Source organism: Microbacterium sp. A93 (assembly GCF_051842835.1).
The window spans coordinates 45,834-63,252 of the sequence record NZ_JBPXMT010000013.1 but is presented as its reverse complement, the minus strand read 5'-3'; the positions used below and the strand labels follow the sequence as shown (position 1 = coordinate 63,252).

Annotated in this window: 14 protein-coding genes and 1 riboswitch; of the genes, 5 read left to right on the top strand and 9 right to left on the bottom strand. The window is 64.7% G+C overall.

Annotated elements, in window-relative coordinates; all coding sequences use genetic code 11:
• Window positions 1-39 precede the first annotated feature (39 nt).
• The 7 genes from ACSU1G_RS27800 to ACSU1G_RS27770 all read right to left on the bottom strand — a co-directional run bounded on the left by ACSU1G_RS27800 (window position 40) and on the right by ACSU1G_RS27770 (window position 6,292).
• Window positions 40-390: a Fe-S protein gene (locus tag ACSU1G_RS27800; RefSeq protein WP_439284009.1), complete on the bottom strand. Its 351-nt coding sequence runs from the start codon at window positions 388-390 to the stop codon at window positions 40-42.
• 167 nt (window positions 391-557) lie between these two features.
• Window positions 558-1,034 (bottom strand): 6,7-dimethyl-8-ribityllumazine synthase, encoded by a 477-nt coding sequence (ribH, locus tag ACSU1G_RS27795; protein WP_439283744.1) that lies wholly within the window; start codon window positions 1,032-1,034, stop codon window positions 558-560.
• The gene (ribA, locus tag ACSU1G_RS27790; RefSeq protein ID WP_439283742.1) at window positions 1,031-2,305 is read right to left on the bottom strand and encodes a GTP cyclohydrolase II; all 1,275 of its coding nucleotides are present in this window, start codon (window positions 2,303-2,305) and stop codon (window positions 1,031-1,033) included. Before ribA ends, ribH begins: the two co-directional genes overlap by 4 nt.
• Window positions 2,302-2,931 (bottom strand): riboflavin synthase, encoded by a 630-nt coding sequence (locus tag ACSU1G_RS27785; protein ID WP_439283740.1) that lies wholly within the window; start codon window positions 2,929-2,931, stop codon window positions 2,302-2,304. Before ACSU1G_RS27785 ends, ribA begins: the two co-directional genes overlap by 4 nt.
• A complete protein-coding gene (ribD, locus tag ACSU1G_RS27780; RefSeq protein WP_439283738.1) occupies window positions 2,931-3,989 on the bottom strand; it encodes a bifunctional diaminohydroxyphosphoribosylaminopyrimidine deaminase/5-amino-6-(5-phosphoribosylamino)uracil reductase RibD in 1,059 nt (352 codons plus the stop codon). Before ribD ends, ACSU1G_RS27785 begins: the two co-directional genes overlap by 1 nt.
• 54 nt (window positions 3,990-4,043) lie before the next feature.
• Window positions 4,044-4,188: riboswitch (FMN riboswitch) on the bottom strand.
• A 145-nt stretch (window positions 4,189-4,333) separates the two neighbouring features.
• Window positions 4,334-5,197, bottom strand: coding sequence for an Fpg/Nei family DNA glycosylase (locus ACSU1G_RS27775; protein ID WP_439283736.1), 864 nt, complete (start codon window positions 5,195-5,197; stop codon window positions 4,334-4,336).
• Window positions 5,198-5,284: 87 nt separating this feature from the next.
• On the bottom strand, window positions 5,285-6,292 hold the full coding sequence (locus tag ACSU1G_RS27770) for a LacI family DNA-binding transcriptional regulator (protein WP_439283734.1): 1,008 nt from the start codon (window positions 6,290-6,292) through the stop codon (window positions 5,285-5,287).
• A gap of 116 nt (window positions 6,293-6,408) precedes the next feature.
• Between ACSU1G_RS27770 and ACSU1G_RS27765 the strand changes: the two genes are divergently transcribed.
• From ACSU1G_RS27765 to ACSU1G_RS27750, 4 genes are all read left to right on the top strand, one after another.
• Window positions 6,409-7,521, top strand: coding sequence for a carbohydrate ABC transporter permease (locus ACSU1G_RS27765; protein ID WP_439283732.1), 1,113 nt, complete (start codon window positions 6,409-6,411; stop codon window positions 7,519-7,521).
• Window positions 7,518-8,405 (top strand): carbohydrate ABC transporter permease, encoded by an 888-nt coding sequence (locus tag ACSU1G_RS27760; RefSeq protein WP_439283731.1) that lies wholly within the window; start codon window positions 7,518-7,520, stop codon window positions 8,403-8,405. The genes ACSU1G_RS27765 and ACSU1G_RS27760 overlap by 4 nt, the downstream gene beginning before the upstream one ends.
• A gap of 85 nt (window positions 8,406-8,490) precedes the next feature.
• Window positions 8,491-9,864 (top strand): extracellular solute-binding protein, encoded by a 1,374-nt coding sequence (locus tag ACSU1G_RS27755; protein ID WP_439283730.1) that lies wholly within the window; start codon window positions 8,491-8,493, stop codon window positions 9,862-9,864.
• 83 nt (window positions 9,865-9,947) lie between these two features.
• Window positions 9,948-12,566 (top strand): glycoside hydrolase family 2 protein, encoded by a 2,619-nt coding sequence (locus ACSU1G_RS27750; RefSeq protein WP_439283726.1) that lies wholly within the window; start codon window positions 9,948-9,950, stop codon window positions 12,564-12,566.
• A 6-nt stretch (window positions 12,567-12,572) separates the two neighbouring features.
• On the opposite strand, the gene ACSU1G_RS27745 is transcribed toward ACSU1G_RS27750, so the two are convergent.
• Both ACSU1G_RS27745 and ACSU1G_RS27740 read right to left on the bottom strand, forming a co-directional pair.
• On the bottom strand, window positions 12,573-13,187 hold the full coding sequence (locus ACSU1G_RS27745) for a TetR family transcriptional regulator (protein ID WP_439283724.1): 615 nt from the start codon (window positions 13,185-13,187) through the stop codon (window positions 12,573-12,575).
• Between the two features lie 72 nt (window positions 13,188-13,259).
• Window positions 13,260-13,829 carry a GNAT family N-acetyltransferase gene (locus ACSU1G_RS27740; RefSeq protein WP_439283722.1) on the bottom strand — a complete coding sequence of 190 codons (570 nt, stop codon included), beginning with the start codon at window positions 13,827-13,829 and terminating at the stop codon, window positions 13,260-13,262.
• 50 nt (window positions 13,830-13,879) lie between these two features.
• On the opposite strand from ACSU1G_RS27740, the gene mfd reads away from it, so the two are divergent.
• Window positions 13,880-17,404: a transcription-repair coupling factor gene (gene mfd, locus ACSU1G_RS27735; protein ID WP_439283720.1), complete on the top strand. Its 3,525-nt coding sequence runs from the start codon at window positions 13,880-13,882 to the stop codon at window positions 17,402-17,404.
• Window positions 17,405-17,419 lie beyond the last annotated feature (15 nt).

Sequence of the window (17,419 nt, the reverse complement as noted above, 5' to 3'; positions counted from 1 at the left end):
GAGCGGCCGCGGCCTGTCGTCACGAGCGATGCGCGACTGTTACCAGAGAACAGCGATGCCCGCGTTGACGAGCGTGAGGATGCCAACGAGCCAGAACAGTGCAGGTGCGACGCTACCGGTCTTCTTCTGCTTTGATGTGCCGATGCCGAGCAGTGCGCCGATGATCAGCAGCACGACGAGCTTGACGCCGATCTTGGCGTAGTTCATTTCGCCTTCGATGCCCCACGGCGCAGCAAGGATCAGACCGGCGACTGCCGCGATGCTCAAGCCGATACTCATGAGCCGCGTGAACTCACGCTTCCCGCCGAATGCCTGCACAGCCCAGGCCCCGAAGAGCGTGGCGAAGCCGATGAGGTGGACGAAAACGACGACGTGGCGCAGGGTCTCCATGCCCTCACAATAGGCCTGGCCGCGGATATTCTCCAGCAAGGGGAGACTCACCTGCCAACATCCACGGCACGCCTGCAGGTCCGATGCACGGATGCACGGCGACACGCCGGCGTTTCGCCATACATCCGTTCGATCGCCCTGCAGGTGTGCGGGGCTGTCGGGCCGGTTCAGCCGCGAAGAGTCTTGATGACCAGGGCCGTGCGCAGCGCGGCATCCGCAGCTTCGGCGCCCTTGTCTTCCTTGGACCCTTCGATGCCTGCGCGATCCAGACCCTGCTGCTCATCGTCGAGGGTGAGCACGCCGAAGCCGACCGGCTTGCCGGCATCCAGCGCCACACGGGTGAGCCCGTCGGTCGTCGCTGCTGACACGTACTCGAAGTGTGGGGTGCCCCCGCGGATGATGACACCGAGCGCGACCACGGCATCCGCACCGCCGGCAAACGCGGCCTGGGCGGCGATCGCCAGCTCGAACGACCCCGGCACGCGTACGAGCCGATGCGTTGCGTGTGCGGCGTTGAGAACCCGCTCGGCCCCGGCGATCAAACCGTCAGTGATGACGTCGTGCCAGGTGCCGGCGATGATGACGACATTCAGTCCCGTCGCGTCGATCTGCTCCGCCGCTGTGGGTGCTCCTGCGCCGCTCATGCGTTGTCCTTTCCGAGGGCGAGCGCCGCGGCCAGCTCGGCTTCGCCGATGATGTGCCCCATGCGGTCGCGCTTGGTCTCGAGGTACTGGTGGTTGTTGGGTCCAACGCCGACGATCAGGGGCACCTGCTCGACGACATCGAGGCCGAGTTCGCGCAGCTGGTTCACCTTGTCGGTGTTGTTGGTGAGCAGACGGATCTTCGCGATGCCCAGATCACTGAGGATGCCGGCGGCAGCCGCGTACTCGCGAGCATCTGCCGGCAAGCCGAGGGCGAGGTTCGCATCGACCGTGTCGAGCCCCTCTTCCTGGAGGCTGTATGCGCGCAGCTTATTGATGAGCCCGATGCCTCGACCCTCGTGGCCGCGCATGTAGATCACGACGCCGCCGTTCTTCTCGATCGCCTTGAGCGCGGCGTCCAGCTGCGGGCCGCACTCGCACTTGAGCGATCCGAAGGCTTCACCGGTCAGGCACTCCGAGTGCACGCGCACGAGAGCCGTGTCGTCCAGCTCGCCTGAGACGACGGCGATGTGATCGGTTCCGGTGACGCGGTCCTTGTAAGCGAGGAACCGGAAGGTACCGTGCGAGGTCGGCACCGTGGCATCCGCTCGCAGACTCACACGACGGCGGCCCTCTCGTGACGAGGTCACCGGCGCATCCAATGGGTCGATCTGGTTGAGATGCGCGATCAGCTGTTCGATCGTGATGACCGGCACATTGTCACGCTCGCCCAGTTCGATGAGGCCAGGCATGCGCATCATGCTTCCGTCTTCGGCGACGACCTCGGCGATCGCGCCGACCGGCTGCAGGCCCGCAAGGCGCATCAGGTCCACGGCGGCCTCGGTGTGTCCGCTGCGTTCGCGCACGCCGCCGTCGACGGCGCGCAGAGGCAGCACATGGCCGGGACGGATGAGGCTCGTCGCAGTCGAGGAAGGGTTCGCGAGCACGTTCAGCGTGTGTGCGCGGTCGTGGGCGCTGATGCCGGTCGTGACGCCTTCTGCGGCATCCACGCTCACGGTGTACGCCGTCGAGCGGGCATCTTCGTTCGTCTCCACCATCGGTGGCAGATTCAGCGTGTCGGCCAGGTCGGCTGGCATCGGTGCGCAGATGAAGCCGGATGACCAGCGCACGGTCCAGGCAACCCATTCCGGGGTGGCGAGTTCGGCCGAGAGGATGACGTCGCCCTCGTTCTCTCGGTTCTCATCGTCGGCGACGAGGACCGGACGGCCCGCACGCAGCGATTCGAGAGCTTCTTCGATGGTGGAAAGGCTCATCGCGAGCCTCCTTCCGAGACAGCCCGGAACGCGAGCAGGCGCTCAACGTGACGGGCGACGATGTCAGTTTCAAGATTTACGTGGTCGCCGACGGTGCGGGATCCGAGGGTAGTTGCGGCAAGCGTCTCTGGGATGAGCGAGATCTCGAACCATGCCTCATCGGCTGTGGCAGCACTCACCGCACTGACCGTGAGCGAGGTACCATCGACCGAGATCGATCCCTTGTCGACGACCAGGGGTGCGAGATCTGCGGGCAGCGAGACGCGCAGCACGCTCCACTCGGCGCCTGGTCGAACGTCGATCACGACACCTGTGCCGTCGACGTGGCCCTGCACGATGTGTCCGCCGAGCCGTGCACCTACCGGCATGGCCTTCTCGATGTTGATCTTCGTGCCGATGGATGCCGTGGCGAGAGCCGACACATCGAGCGTCTGCTTCATGACATCGGCGTCGAAAGTGTCTGTCGTCGAGCCGACAACGGTGAGGCACACGCCAGAGACGGCGATCGACTCGCCGTGCACCGCGTCGTGCGCGGCTTTCGGCGCGCGAACGGTGAGGCGCCAGCCGTCACCTGACGGCGCGATGGCGGTGATCTCGCCGATCTCCTCGATGATTCCGGTGAACATCAGCGGACTCCTTCGTTCAGGTCTGGTTCATTCACGTGTGGGTCGTTCTCGCTCATGCGGGCGACGGCGAGCAGATCAGGGCCGAGCGGTACCCATTCTTCGACGGTGAGCCGAAGTGCGCCGTCGATCGTGGGAACCCCGATATCGGTGAGTGCGAGGCGGTCGCCACCCAGCAGCACCGGTGCGATGTACGCGAGCACGCTGTCGGCGAGTCCGGCCGCGAGGAACGCGCTGGCGAGCGTCGGGCCACCCTCGATGAAGACGCGCTGGATGCCGCGGCTCTGAAGATCCGCGACCACCGCGTGGAGGTCACGTTTGTCGTAGAAGAGCGGCTCATGCGGGTGACGGCGCACCGCGGCATCCGCCGGCGTCGTGCGGGAGCCGATGATCACCGGGATCGGCTGGTGTTCGTACAGGGCGTCGCCGTCGCGTGCCGTCAGTGCTGGGTCATCGGCGAGCACGGTTCCGGTGCCGACGACGATCGCGTCCGCTGCTGCTCGGCGGCGGTGGACATCGGCGCGCGCCAGGGGACCGGTGATCCACTGGCTGGTGCCATCGTTTGCGGCGGCGCGCCCGTCGAGGCTCTGCGCCCACTTTACGGTGATGTGCGGGCGGCCCAAACGATGTGCGGTCAGCCAATCGGCGATCACTGCGCGTGCGGTGTCAGACTGCTCACCTGATTCGACTTCGACCCCGGCATTCCGAAGTCGCTCGGCTCCACCGCCAGAGACGACGCCCGGATCATCGAGCGAGTAGATGACGCGCGAGATTCCGGCATCGATGAGCGCGAGAGCGCAGGGACCTGTGCGGCCGGTGTGGTTGCACGGCTCGAGGGTGACGACAGCGGTCGCGCCGCGCGCGGCGCCTTCAGCAAGCTTCGATAAGGCATCGACCTCGGCATGCGGGGTGCCTGCGCCGTGATGCCAGCCTTCGGCGAGGATCTCGCCCGTGGGGGAGAGGATGACGGCGCCGACCTGCGGATTGATGCCTCTGGGGCCACCCGCGGCGAGTTCGAGCGCACGCGTCATCGCGCGGCGTTCCGTCTCGTGCACTGCCATCCGTCGTCCTTAGTTTTTCAACTCCGGGGATGACAGACGGCGCGCTTTTCGCGCATCGTGCTGCCTCCCTTCCGGACTAGCGAGATTTCTCTCGCATCACCGTCGGTCCCGGAATTTCACCGGATCAGCACTTCGGAAAACCGAGGCACTCGCGGACTGTCACCGCCGGTTCGGATTCACACCGACCCCGGAGCACGTTGATGCTCAGTGTACTCAACGCGGTCGCGCGCATTTCATTCCATGTCGGTTCGATCGGAAAACGGAGACGAGTCGGCGTGTCGACGGAGTGTCCGACTGTGGCGCGCCGCCGACACGCCGGACGGTCTCTGTTTTCCGGATGCCGGTCACTTCAGCAGCCGCGACAACCGCCGATCGGCGAGTGGTTTTCCGCCGGTCTGGCACGTCGGGCAATACTCCAATGACCTGTCCGCGAAGAACACGCTGCGCACGGTGTCGCCGCAGACCGGGCACGCCTCGCCGCGGCGAGCGTGCACCTGCATCCCACGCCGCTTGGCATCCTTGAGGTCGGCTGGTGGCTTTCCGGATGCCTCGGCCACAGCATCCGTCAGCGTCAAACGCATCGCAGTGAACAGCCGATCGATCTCGTCATCGCCCAGCGCTGCGGCGATCGCATACGGTGACATCTTGGCGGCGTGCAGAATTTCATCGGAGTAGGCGTTGCCGATGCCGGCGATCACGGACTGGTCGCGCAGGAGGCCCTTGATCTGCGTGCGGCGCCCATCCAACAGTGCAGCGAAGGCGGTCCGGTCGAACGACTCTTCCAGCGGATCAGGGCCCAGCCGAGCGATGCCGGGCACATCCTGAGGGTCACGCACCACATACACGGCGAGCGACTTCTTCGTCCCCGCCTCGGTGAGATCGAATCCGCTGTCGTCATTGAGCGCGATGCGGAGGGCGATCGGTGACTTGCCCGGCTTGATCAGCGTCGTCGGTAGCATCTCGTACCAGCGCAGCCAACCCGCCTTCGCGAGATGGAACACAAGATGAAGGTCCTCGCCGCAGGAGAGAACGATGAATTTGCCGAGACGAGCGGATGTCGTGATCGTTGCCCCGTGCAGCGCGGTGTTCGGCGGATCGTAGGTCTTCAGCGCCGCGATGGCACCGACGCTCGTGCGTGTGATCGTGCGGCCGACCGCGCGCTCGCCGAGGAACGCGACCAGCCCCTGAACTTCCGGCATCTCCGGCATGGATCCATCATGTCACCGGCATCCGACAGGTGGGAAGACCGGCATCCGACAGGTGGGAAGACCGGCATCCGACAGGTGGGAAGGAGGTCAGTCCCGCCCCGAACTCTCCCGCACGATCAGCTCATATCCGATGTCGATGTTCGTCGGCTCGCGAGTGTCATCGTCGAGCAGCGCGAGCAGTGAATCCACGGCCTGGTCGGCGATCGCCTGCTTGTTCGGCGCGATCGTCGTCAGCGACGGTACCGAGAACTCCGCCTCCTGGACATCGTCGATCGAGGCGATTGCGACATCCTCCGGCACGCGCACACCGAGGTCTGCGAAGGCGCGGATCGCACCGAACGCGAGCAGATCGGTGAAGCACACGAGTGCATCGAAGCGGGTGCCGTCTTTCCACGCCTGGGTGATGCCCTCGAGGCCTGCCTGCCTGCCGAAGCGGTCGGTATAAAGCACAAGCGCAGGGTCGAACGGGATTCCGGCATCCTCGAGCGCCTGGCGGTAGCCGCTCAGTCGCAGCCGCGAGCTGCGGTAAACGTCGGAGTGGTAAGCCCCCAGAGTGGCGATGCGACGGTGTCCACGTTCGAGCAGGTGGCGCGTGATGTCAGCGGTCGCCGACACGTTGTCGATCGCGATGTTCGTGTAGCGGGAGCTCGAGATCTGCTCGCCGATCAGCACAGTCGGCACGTTCGGGGGAGTGAGATACAGCTCCTCCTTCTCCATCGTCATCGGCGAGAAGACCAGTCCATCGACGATGTGCGAGCCGAGATCACGCAGCACGCGCACCTCGTTCTCGCGGATGCCGCCGGTCTGGGCGGCGATCACGGTGTAGCCGCGCTTCTGAGCTGCGATCTCGACGAGCTCGCTGAGTTCTGCGAAGTAGGGCTGGGAGAGCTCAGGAACGGCGAAGCCAAGAATGCGAGTGCGCCCCTGCCGCAACCGCCGCGCAGAGATGTTCGGGCGGTAGCCGACTTCTTCGATCGCGGCGAGCACGCGCTGCCTTGTGGTGTCGCGCACGTGCACGAAGTCATTTACGACGTTCGAGACCGTGCGCGGCGAGACGCCAGCCAGCTTGGCTACGTCGTTGAGGCTCGCGCTCATCCGGATCCTTTCTCGGTCACGGTTCGGTCCCATCCTGTCAGAGTCATTTGACAACTCGTATGCAACGTGGCAAAAATGATCCTATTGCAATTTGCAACGTGGCAAAAGGAGTACGGATGGCGAGCCCCTCGACGGTCGAACGCAACAGTCTTCGCCGCGCATCACAGCGCAGCGGCAGTGGACTCAAGTACGGCATCGCCTTTACCGCACCGTTCCTGGTGCTGTATCTGATCTTCGTCATCTACCCCGTGCTGCAAGCGGTGTGGATGAGTTTCCACGACTGGGATCTGCTCGGTGCCACCCGCGACTTCATTGGTCTCGCCAACTTCGAGCGGATGCTGTGGGGCAACGAGATCACGTGGTCGATGACTCACCTCCCCGTGCCCAGAGTTCTACTGCTCATCGCCGCCATCGCGCTGCTGATCAAGCCGCTGCTGCGTCGTCGACTCACCATCGGTGTGGGCCTCGGCGTCGCGGGAATCCTGGCGATCGTCGTGGCGCTCGGCTTCCACCCCGCCGAGGGTGGGTTCTGGTTCGATCCTGAATTCTGGGTCGCGCTGCAGAACACGTTGCTGTTCACCGCAATCTCGGTGCCGCTCATCGCCGGTCTCGGTCTGGTCATGGCGCTCGCACTGCAGGGCAACCGTCGCGGCACCCGCATCTACCAGATGGTGTTCTTCGTGCCGTACATCCTGCCGGTGTCGGTCGTGACGCTGGTGTGGACATACTTCCTCTCGCCGAACCAGGGACTGCTCTCTGCTCTCCTCGAACCTCTCGGCATCGATCCGATCCCGTGGCTCTCCAACCCGAGCACTGCGATGTTCGCCGTCATCGCCACAACCGTGTGGTGGACCGTTGGCTTCAACCTCGTGCTGTTCGCGGCCGGCCTTCAGGATGTCGATCCCGCGCTCTACGAAGCCGCGTCGCTTGACGGTGCCGGCGCCTGGCGCAAGTTCGTGAACATCACTCTTCCCGGCATCAAACACGTGCTGCTGTTGGTCATGGTCATGCAGGTGATCGCGTCGTTCCAGGTGTTCGGACAGGTCAACATCATGACCGGCGGCGGGCCTGGTACCTCGACCTCGGTGCTGATCCAGCACATCTACGAGGCGGGCTTCCGTGACTTCGAACTCGGCTACGGATCGGCGATGTCGCTGTTCCTCTTCGCGGTGATGCTCGTCGTCTCCGTCATCCAGATGCGGACCCTCGGCAAGGACGACAGCAAATGAGCGTGCAGACGATGGCCATGACCGTTCCCGAAACGACGAATCGACCGCCGCGCATCCGCCGTAGCGGCGTCGTGACCGCCTGGTACCACGCCGCGATGATCGTCGCCGCGGTCGTGTGGCTGATTCCGATGCTCTGGATGCTCTCGCTCTCACTGAGCGACAACCAGGCTCTGACCAAAGAGACACAGACGCTGATCCCGCAGGGCTTCACCCTGGAGAACCTGCTCGGGGTGTTCAGCGTCGGCCTCACCAGCCGATGGTTCATCAACAGCGCGATCGTGACGATCTTCACCACGATCCTCACCGTGCTGCTGTGCGCCATGGCAGGCTACGCGTTCGCGCGCTTCACCTTCCGCGGCAAGACAATTGTCTATGCGAGCGTGCTCGCGGGACTCATGATCCCCAAAGAGGCGATGTTCATCCCGCTGTTCACGATGGTGGCGGATGTGGAGATGCACAATACCTACGCGGCGCTGATCCTGCCTCGTATCGCAGCCCCACTCGGGGTGTTCCTGATGACGCAGTTCTTCTCGCAGGTTCCGGCCGAGGTCGAAGAGGCCGCACGCATCGACGGTGCGGGCCCGTGGCGAACCTTCTTCTCGGTCATGCTGCCGTTGGCTCGACCATCCATGATCGCGTTGGCGATCTTCACCTTCGTGCAGACCTGGAACGACTACCTGTGGCCGTTGGTCTCCGCGACGAAGTCGGAGATGTTCACCATCACCACCGGTCTCGCCTCTCTGCAGGGCAACTTCGCACAGGCAACAGAGCTCGGCAGCCTGATGGCGCGTGGCCTGGTCGGTTCGCTTCCGCTGCTGCTGGTGTTCATCTTCTTCCAGAAGCACCTCATCCGAGGAATCTCCATGGCGTCCGGAAGTAAGTGACGCCACCCAGACTCCGGCCATGACGGCCGAACGGCTGCTGCCCAGCGGCCACGGACAACATCGTCCACCCCACGAGAGGAAAACCATGCGAAAGACCAAAACTGCCGTTGCGGCAGCCTCGCTGACGGCAGCGGCGTTGCTGCTCACTGCCTGCGGCACCGGCGCGGATGCCGGATCGGGCGCAGACAACGGCGACCTGAACGACCAGATCGCCGCCGTCACCGCAGAGGAGCTCGACGGCACCACGATCACCATGTCGCGCATGTTCGGCGACTGTGAGGGAACCACCGAGGGCGTCACCGACCCGGCGTTGGCGACCACGGAGTGTGAGGCGATTCAGATCCTCACCAACAAGTTCAACGCCGAGAACGAGAACGGCATCACCGTCGAGCGGCTGGGCGGTACCGACTGGAACTCGTACTACGACGCGTTCAACGCATCCGTCGCCGGTGGCGAGCCCGCGAACATCGCGAACCTGCACGACTACTCGATGTCGGACTACGCCACGCGCGACCAGCTGCTGGCATTCGATCCAGAGGCGCTCGACATCGATATGACAGATGCCACCGAGCAGGCCCAGAAGTCTGTGATGTGGGACGGCTCCACATATGCCGTGCCCTTCGACGCACACGCGCTCGTGATGCACGTGAACACCGATGTGCTCGCTGAGGCGGGCTACATCGGCGAGGATGGCCGCCCTGTGCTGCCGACCAGCCCCGACGAGCTTCTGCAGATGGGCAAGGACGTCAAAGACAAGACGGGCCTGATGCTGTTCTCCGCCGGCTTCGCCAACGACGACATGGCGTGGCGCTTCTTCTACTCGCTGGTGCGCCAGCAGGGCAGCGATGTGCTCTCCGCCGACGGTAGTGCTGAGGTTGACACCGAAGCTGCCGCTGAGGCACTCAACCTGATCAATGACATGCTCGACGCCGGATACATGCACACCGATGCGGACTACGCCGGTTCGATCGATGAGTGGAAGAGCCAGCAGTCGGCGATCCTGCTCAACGGCGTGTGGGCGATCAACGAGTACGCTTCGACGCTTGACTTCGGCTACACGGTCACCGATCTGCCGACAGTGTTCGACGCGCCGGCAGCATGGGCCTCGTCGCACATGTGGGTGCTCCCGCGTCAGAAGGGCGACGACCCGGTGCAGTACCGTGCTGCGCTCGAGTTCGCGAAGTTCCTCTACGACAACACCGCCTCCTGGTCGATCGCAACCGGGCACATCGCCCCGCGCGTCTCGGTCGTCGATTCCGAGGAGTACCTGGCCGCGCCCGAGCGTGCGAACTACACCGAGACAGCACTGACCGGCATCAGCTTCGTGCCGCAGGTCGAAAACTGGACGTCGATCAAGTCGCTCATCCACGCACAGCTGGACGAGGTCTGGTTCAGTGACAAGGACATCGCGGATGCCCTCAGCGAGGCGCAGGCACGCGTCACGCAGGAACTCAAGTAACACAGGAATTCACGTAACACAGCAGTCCCGAGGGGTGGGGTCGAACCCGATCCCACCCCTCAAACTTTCTGGAAGTAGGCCTCATGTCGACCGCCCACCGCGCCGCCGTCAGTCTCGACGGTGCCTGGATCCTGCACCTTCCCGGCGACATAGAAGCCCGAGAGGTTTCGGTGCCGGGAACCTGGACCACCCAGGTTCCTGGTTACGGCGACTCACACGAAAGTGTGCGCTTCGAGCGCACTTTCGAAGCGGCGCCGCTCCAGGGGCAGCGCGTGATTCTGCGCTTCGGCGCAGTGAATCACACAGCCAACGTGCGGGTGAACGGCATCGAGGTCGGATCTCACTCCGGCGCGTGGGAAGCCTTTGAGTTCGACATCACGGACGCCGTCACCGACGGTCGCAACACCGTCGAGGTGACCGTCTCCTATCCACCCCGCTACGGATCAGATGTCGAAGCTGGTTTCCTCGAGCATCCTGTCGGAAAGCAGTCCTGGTACGGCACGACAGCAGGTATCTGGCAGTCGGTGGTACTCGAGGAGCGGCATCCGGCCCACGTGCGTGCGCTGTCGGTGAGAGCGGATGCCGCCAGCGGTGCCATCGCGATCACCGGCGTACTCGCATCCGACGCCGTGGACGGCGCGACCGCGCGAGTGTTGCGTGCTGGTGAGGTCGTTGAGACGGCCGCACTTGATATCAGCGACGGCGAACTGTCCGGTTCAGTGACGGTGGTGGCTCCCGCACTCTGGGACCTAGACGCCCCGAATTTGTACACGGTCGAAGTTTCACTCCAGCACGCAGGAGAAACCATCGACGCGGTCAGCCGCGAGACTGGTTTCCGAAGCTTCCGCACCGATGCGGGACGCTTCTACCTGAATGACCGCGAGATCTATCTGCGCGCCGTGCTCGACCAGGACTATCACCCCGAAGCCAGCTCCGCTCCGGAGGATTTCGCTGCCTGGGAGGGCATGCTGCGCGAGACCAAGGCGCTCGGCTTCAACATGCTGCGCGTGCACATCAAGCGACCCGATCCTCGCTACTACGAGATCGCCGACCGCATGGGCATGCTGGTGTGGACGGAACTGCCCAGTTGGATGACCTGGACACCCGAGACCGCAGCTGACGGCCACGCACTGTTGCGCCGCCTCATCGATGAGGACGGCCACCACCCCAGCATCGTGATCTGGACGATCATGAACGAGTCGTGGGGAATCGATCTCGCCAGTGCCACGCAGCGCGCCTGGCTGCGCGAGGTCTTCGATGACATCGAGCAGCACGCGGCCGGTTCCCTCGTCGTGGACAACTCTGCCTGCGAGCCGAACTTCCATCTGCGCACGCACATCGACGACTTCCACGTATATCGAGGCATCCCCGAGAGCCGCCCGGTGTGGGACGCGAAGATCGCGGACTTCGCCTCGCGGCCAGAGTGGACCTTCTCGCCGCACGGGGATGCCGAGCGCACCGGCGCGGAGCCGCTTGTTCTCAGTGAGTTCGGCAACTGGGCGCTACCTCATGCACTCGACCAGTACGACGCTGATGGCGGCGAGCCGTGGTGGTTCGCGCTCGGTGCTGACTGGGCGTTCGGCGCGGCCGAAGGCACCGGACTGATGTCGCGTTTCCAGGCACTGGGCTTGGGCGCTGCGTTCGGGTCGTGGGATGAGCTTGTCCGTCAGCTGCACCGTGCGCAGCTTGTCGCCAACCGCTACCAGACCACGAGCATCCGCCTGCATGACGACATCAGCGGGTATGTTCTCACGCAACTCAGCGATGTGCAGTGGGAGGCCAACGGCCTGTTCGACATGAACCGCACGCCCAAGCAGTACACGGCGGAGTTCGCGCTGGCTAACGGCGAACATGCCGTGGCATTGCGAGTCGAGGCCTACAGCGTCTACTCCGGTGAGGACCTTGGCCTCACGGTGACATCGCTTCCTTCGCCGGATGGCCTGCCGGCAGACGCCGTGATCCGCATGCGTGTCAACGGCGAGACTGTCGCCGAATTCGCTGTGCCGACAGAGCGCGAAGAGCAGACAATGCGCATTGCTCTGCCCGCCGAGAACGGGCAGAGCCTCGTCGAAGCTGAGTTGCTCGCCGGGGGAGCGCTGCTCGCCAGAGACGCCGCAGACGTGCTCGTCGTCGACCCGACAGCATGGACCGGCGGCGCGGTGCGCGCCGGAGACCGCGAGGTGACCAATTGGCTCGGCGCGCTCGGTGTGCCAGTGACGCGCGATGGCGAGCTGCTCGTCGTGCGCACCTTCACTGCGGAGGCACAACAACACGCGCGCTCCGGTGGGCGAGTGCTGCTGCTGGCCGAGCAGGCGGATGCGCTCGGAAGCGCCTTCGACTACCTGCCATCTGCCCGGCTCACCTCGCGTGCCGGTGACGGCGACTGGGTGCCGCGCACCGAGTGGCTGGACCGCAGTGGAGCATTCGCTGAAGTTCCCGGCGAAACCGTCCTTGGCATCGCCTTTGAAGATGTGCTCGGCGAGTTCGTCATCAGTGGCATCCCCGGCCCGTTGCGCTCGGCCATCGTGCATTCGGCGATCTTCTCCGGATGGTTGCGAGGCGCGGCCACGAGCACGGCGACGGTGCGCTGGAGTCAGGGATCGGTGACGATCAGCACCATGCGCGTGCGCACGGCGTTGGACAAGGCTCCTATTGCACGCTCGGTCGGCCTCGCATTGCTGCGTGCGGCAAACGGTGGATGACGCGCGTCAGACGGCGCTGTGCAACAGCCGAATGCTCGCGGCCCCTACCCGCGTGACAGCGTCCAGGTCTCCGCGCAGGAACGCGATCAGCGAGTTGAGGAAGATCCCGTCAAACAGCGCGTAGGCGGAGCCGGGGTCGATGCCGGGTACCGTGTTCTCGAGTTCGGCGTACCGCTTGACCACGGCCCAGACCATGTCGGTGAGGAGCTGGTCGATTGCGATGATGGTGTCGCGAAAGCCGCTTTCGAAGAGCGATTGGTTGCGCAGGTCGTACCAAAGCCTGTGCATGTCGGTTTCATCGCGAAGCGTGGCTGACATCTCTGTCCCGAAGCGTTCCGCGAGTTCGTCGCCCGTGCGGGCCGTCTCGACGATCTCGTCGTACCGTCTGGCGCACTCTGACTTGTACTGCCAGATCGCCTGGCCGATCAGATCGTCTTTGTCTTCGAAGTAGTAGTGCAGGATACCGAGGGAGAGGCTCGTGTGTGCGGCGACGTCGCGTAGCCCGGTCTGCGCGAAGCCGCGCATCGCGACCGCGGCAAGGGCTGCGTCGGCGAGTTCGTGTCGACGGCGCGCGAACTTGCCCGCCCCCGAGCGCCCAGTATGCACGACAGAGTCGACCATACTTCCTCCAGGGGGGTAAGGGTGGGGGTAGGCGCGATCTTACCCCTGGACGACGAGAAATTCGAGGGGTCCTCAGCCGAGGGGGATCGGCCAATCGACCGGAACGCGCTCGTCCTCGCGCAAAAGTCCGGCCACCCACCCGTCGTCACGGCCGCGTGGGCTGGTGAGCACCTGCCGCATCGTGCCTTCGTAGCGGAAACCGAGGGCACGGGCCGTGCGGGCCGATGGAATGTTCCCGACGACCGCCCGCCAGTTGAGGCGCGCGAGCTTCAGCTCCGCGAACGCCCAGTCGATCACTGCGCGGGAGGCCTCAACCATGAAGCCCTGGCCGCGCGACTCAGCGGTGGCCCAGTAACCCAGATCGGTCGAACCTCCACTGGAGTGCGGTGCGATGTGATGCAGGCCGACCACTCCGACGAGCACCTCATCATGGAAGACGCCCCAGGCTACCTGGCTGTCGTCGGCCCACCACTGAGCGATCAACCCGACGAAGCCTTCGGCGTGCTCACGCGTGTACGGGCTCGGAACGGTAGTCCAACGGGGGATCTCCGGATCCTGGCATGCCGCCGTGATCGCATCGATATCTGCGGCCGTAGGCGCTCGCAGTTCGAGGCGTTCGGTGTGCAGTGTGACCGGCTCCATCACGGCATCCTATGGGAGCCGCTGTCTGAGGTGCGCATTAGACTCTTCAGGTGACTGTTCCGGGGATTCTGCGCGCCTTGGAAAAGGCGACTCTGTACCACGACGCCCTCACCTGGGCGCAGACCGATGCTGACCTTGGACTCGTCGACGGCCTCGATGCCCCGACGATCGCGGGGTTACTCGAGAAACGCACCGCCGCGGGGCATCCCGCATCCATGCTCGTCATCGCGCCGACCGGGCGCCGGGCGGAGTCTCTCGCGGCGGCGCTCGGCTCCTATGTGCCGGATGCCGAAATCCTGAACTTTCCCGCATGGGAGACGCTGCCGCACGAGCGACTGAGTCCGAGCCCCGACACTGTCGGGCGACGCCTTGAGACGCTCCGCCGCATCACGACCTGGGAGGGCCAGCGTCCGCTCGTCGTCGTCGCCTCGGTGCGCGCCGCTCTGCAGCCGATCGCTGGCAACCTCGGCGACACCGCGCCGCTAGAGCTCGTTCTCGGCGACCGCGACTTCGAACTCGAGGATGCCGTCGAACACCTTGTCGAGCGCGCGTACTCGCGCGTCGACATGGTGTCGCGTCGGGGTGAGTTCGCTGTGCGCGGTGGCATCCTCGATGTGTTCCCTCCGACGAGCGAGCATCCGTATCGCGTCGAGTTCTTCGGCGACGAGATCGATCAGATCCGTGCATTCTCGATTGCAGACCAGCGATCTTTGCCCGGTGATATCGACCGGGTCGACCTGCCCGCGACCCGTGAGCTGTTGCTCACCACCGATGTGCGTGATCGTGCGCGCGCGCTGATCGCTGGTTTCCCCGCGATCGCCGGGATGCTGGAGAAGATGGCCGAGGGCATCCCCGTCGAGGGTATGGAATCGCTGCTGCCTGCGGTCTCCGGCCCGTTGAAGTCGCTCGTCGAGTACTTCCCGCCCGGAACGGCCACCGCTCTGGTTGATCCGGAGCGGTCGAGCGCCAGGGCGCAGAGCCTCGGCGACACGAACCGTGAGTTCCTCGATGCCGCGTGGAGCGCAGCCACATCGGGAGCATCCGCGCCGATCGATCTCGGTGCCGGTGACTTCCTCACCGTCGCACGCCTGCGCGAGATCGTCCGCGAGCGCGACGGCGTCTGGTGGCGGTTCAGCCCATTCGCCACGGACGACACGGATGCCGCGAATATCCACTCGTCGATCATTCCGTCCTTTCATGGCAACGTCGACGGCGCGATCGATTTCGTCGCGTCCCGCCTCAGCGACGGCTGGCGCGTGGTCGTCGTCGCCTCCGGTGCGGGGCTCGTGGACCGCGCCAGGGATGTGCTCTCCGACCGAGGCCTCGCCGCTCGTGTCGTCGACACGCTCATCGACGCCCCTGATCCCGGTGTCGTCTCCCTTGTACTCGGCGCGCTCGAATCCGGATTCCAGGTGCCGGAGGCGAAGCTCGCCGTCCTCACCGACAACGAGTTCTACGGCCGCACGATCGGCGGAGACCAGCGAGTCGTCAAGAAGCTCGCCTCGCGTCGCAAGAACGTCGTCGACCCGCTGCAGCTCAAAAACGGCGACCACGTCGTACATGCCACACACGGCATCGCACGCTTCGTCGAGATGACGAAGCGCGAGGTTTCCTCCGGCGGGCGAAACCCCACGAAGACAACCCGCGACTACCTGGTGTTGGAATACGCGCCGTCCAAGCGCGGATTCCCCGGCGACAAACTCTACGTGCCCACAGATCAGCTCGATCTGCTGTCCAAGTACGTTGGCGGAGAGGCGCCCACGCTCTCGAAGATGGGCGGCAGCGACTGGTCTGCGGCGAAGGGCAAAGCACGCCGCGCCGTACGCGACATCGCCGTCGAACTCGTGAAGCTGTACTCGGCGCGCATGTCGGCGAAGGGCCACGCATTCGGGCCTGACACCCCATGGCAGCGAGAGCTGGAAGAGGCATTCCCGTTCGCGGAGACCCCCGACCAGCTGCAGACGATCGACGAGATCAAGGCCGACATGGAAAAGCCGATCCCGATGGATCGGCTGCTGTCCGGAGACGTCGGCTTCGGCAAGACCGAGGTCGCCGTTCGGGCGGCGTTCAAGGCTATTCAGGACGGCAAGCAGGTCGCCATGCTCGTGCCGACCACGCTGCTGGTCAAGCAGCACATCGAGACGTTCACCGAGCGTTTCGCCGGGTTCCCGGTGAAGGTACGCGCGCTGTCGCGCTTCCAGACCGACAAGGATGCCCGCCTCACGCTCGAGGGGCTGCTCGCCGGCTCGGTCGACATGGTCATCGGCACGCACCGGATCCTCACTGATCAGGTCATGTTCAAAGACCTGGGACTGCTCATCATCGACGAGGAGCAGCGCTTCGGCGTCGAGCACAAGGACAAGCTCAAGAAGCTGAAGACGAACGTCGACATTCTTGCCATGAGTGCCACGCCGATCCCGCGCACGCTCGAGATGGCAGTGACCGGCATCCGCGAGATGTCAACGTTGGCGACGCCGCCCGAGGACAGGCATCCGATCCTTTCCTTCGTGGGCCCCCGTAGTGACAAGCAGATGGCCGCGGCGATCAGGCGCGAGATCCTGCGTGAGGGGCAGATCTTCTTTGTGCACAACCGGGTGCAGTCGATTCAGCGGGTGGCTTCGGAGCTTGCTGAGTTGGTACCGGAAGCGCGAATCGCTGTTGCCCACGGGCAGATGGGCGAGCACCAGCTCGAGCAGGTCGTCGACGACTTCTGGGAGCGCAAGTTCGACGTGCTCGTCTCGACGACAATCGTCGAAACTGGCCTCGATATCTCGAACGCGAACACGATCATCATCGACAAGGCTGACAAGTACGGCCTCAGCCAGCTGCATCAGCTGCGTGGACGCGTCGGTCGAGGCCGTGACCGGGCATACGCGTACTTCCTTTACGACGACTCGAAGCCACTCTCGGAGACCGCGGCAGACCGTCTGCAGACGATCGCGGTAAACAACGAGCTTGGTTCGGGTATGCAGGTGGCACTGAAAGACCTCGAGCTGCGCGGCGCGGGCAACATGCTCGGCGGCGAGCAGGCCGGACACATCGCCGGTGTGGGCTTCGACCTCTATCTGCGGATGGTGGGCGAAGCTGTTGCGACCTTCCGTGGTGAGGACGTCGAGACGGGCAATGAACTGCGGATGGAACTGCCGGTGGATGCGCGCATCCCCGAGACTTACATCGACAGCGAGCGCTTGCGCCTTGAGGCCTACCAGAAGCTCTCTGCCGCGGCGACGGCGACCGCGAAGGACGACGCCATCGACCTCGTGATCGAGGAGCTCACCGACCGCTACGGCGCACCGCCGGAAGAGGTCGCCGGTCTGGTCGCGATCGCACGGCTGCGTCGCCGTGCCGCGCGCGCGGGGCTCACCGACGTCGTGGTGATGGGCTCGAACTTGCGTGTGGCGCCCGCACACCTGGCGGACTCGATGCAGGTTCGGCTGCGGCGGCTGTATCCCACGGCGAAACTGGTCGCTGGGGGAGACGCGCTCGTCGTGCCGCTTCCGACTGATGTGAAGATGCTGGAGTGGGTGGCGCAGCTACTGACGGCGTTGTTCCCCGAGCCGGTCGCCACCGCCTGAAACGAGGGGTAGTAG

What these genes read in the sequence shown, in the direction of transcription:
- ACSU1G_RS27770 (WP_439283734.1), bottom strand. Translation starts at nt 6,292, where the DNA reads ATGAGCGCGAGCCTCAACGACGTAGCCAAGCTGGCTGGCGTCTCGCCG.
- ACSU1G_RS27800 (WP_439284009.1), bottom strand. Translation starts at nt 390, where the DNA reads ATGGAGACCCTGCGCCACGTCGTCGTTTTCGTCCACCTCATCGGCTTC.
- ACSU1G_RS27760 (WP_439283731.1), top strand. Translation starts at nt 7,518, where the DNA reads ATGAGCGTGCAGACGATGGCCATGACCGTTCCCGAAACGACGAATCGA.
- ACSU1G_RS27745 (WP_439283724.1), bottom strand. Translation starts at nt 13,187, where the DNA reads ATGGTCGACTCTGTCGTGCATACTGGGCGCTCGGGGGCGGGCAAGTTC.
- ACSU1G_RS27785 (WP_439283740.1), bottom strand. Translation starts at nt 2,931, where the DNA reads ATGTTCACCGGAATCATCGAGGAGATCGGCGAGATCACCGCCATCGCG.
- ribA (WP_439283742.1), bottom strand. Translation starts at nt 2,305, where the DNA reads ATGAGCCTTTCCACCATCGAAGAAGCTCTCGAATCGCTGCGTGCGGGC.
- ACSU1G_RS27740 (WP_439283722.1), bottom strand. Translation starts at nt 13,829, where the DNA reads ATGGAGCCGGTCACACTGCACACCGAACGCCTCGAACTGCGAGCGCCT.
- ACSU1G_RS27750 (WP_439283726.1), top strand. Translation starts at nt 9,948, where the DNA reads ATGTCGACCGCCCACCGCGCCGCCGTCAGTCTCGACGGTGCCTGGATC.
- ACSU1G_RS27775 (WP_439283736.1), bottom strand. Translation starts at nt 5,197, where the DNA reads ATGCCGGAGATGCCGGAAGTTCAGGGGCTGGTCGCGTTCCTCGGCGAG.
- ribH (WP_439283744.1), bottom strand. Translation starts at nt 1,034, where the DNA reads ATGAGCGGCGCAGGAGCACCCACAGCGGCGGAGCAGATCGACGCGACG.
- ribD (WP_439283738.1), bottom strand. Translation starts at nt 3,989, where the DNA reads ATGGCAGTGCACGAGACGGAACGCCGCGCGATGACGCGTGCGCTCGAA.
- ACSU1G_RS27765 (WP_439283732.1), top strand. Translation starts at nt 6,409, where the DNA reads ATGGCGAGCCCCTCGACGGTCGAACGCAACAGTCTTCGCCGCGCATCA.
- ACSU1G_RS27755 (WP_439283730.1), top strand. Translation starts at nt 8,491, where the DNA reads ATGCGAAAGACCAAAACTGCCGTTGCGGCAGCCTCGCTGACGGCAGCG.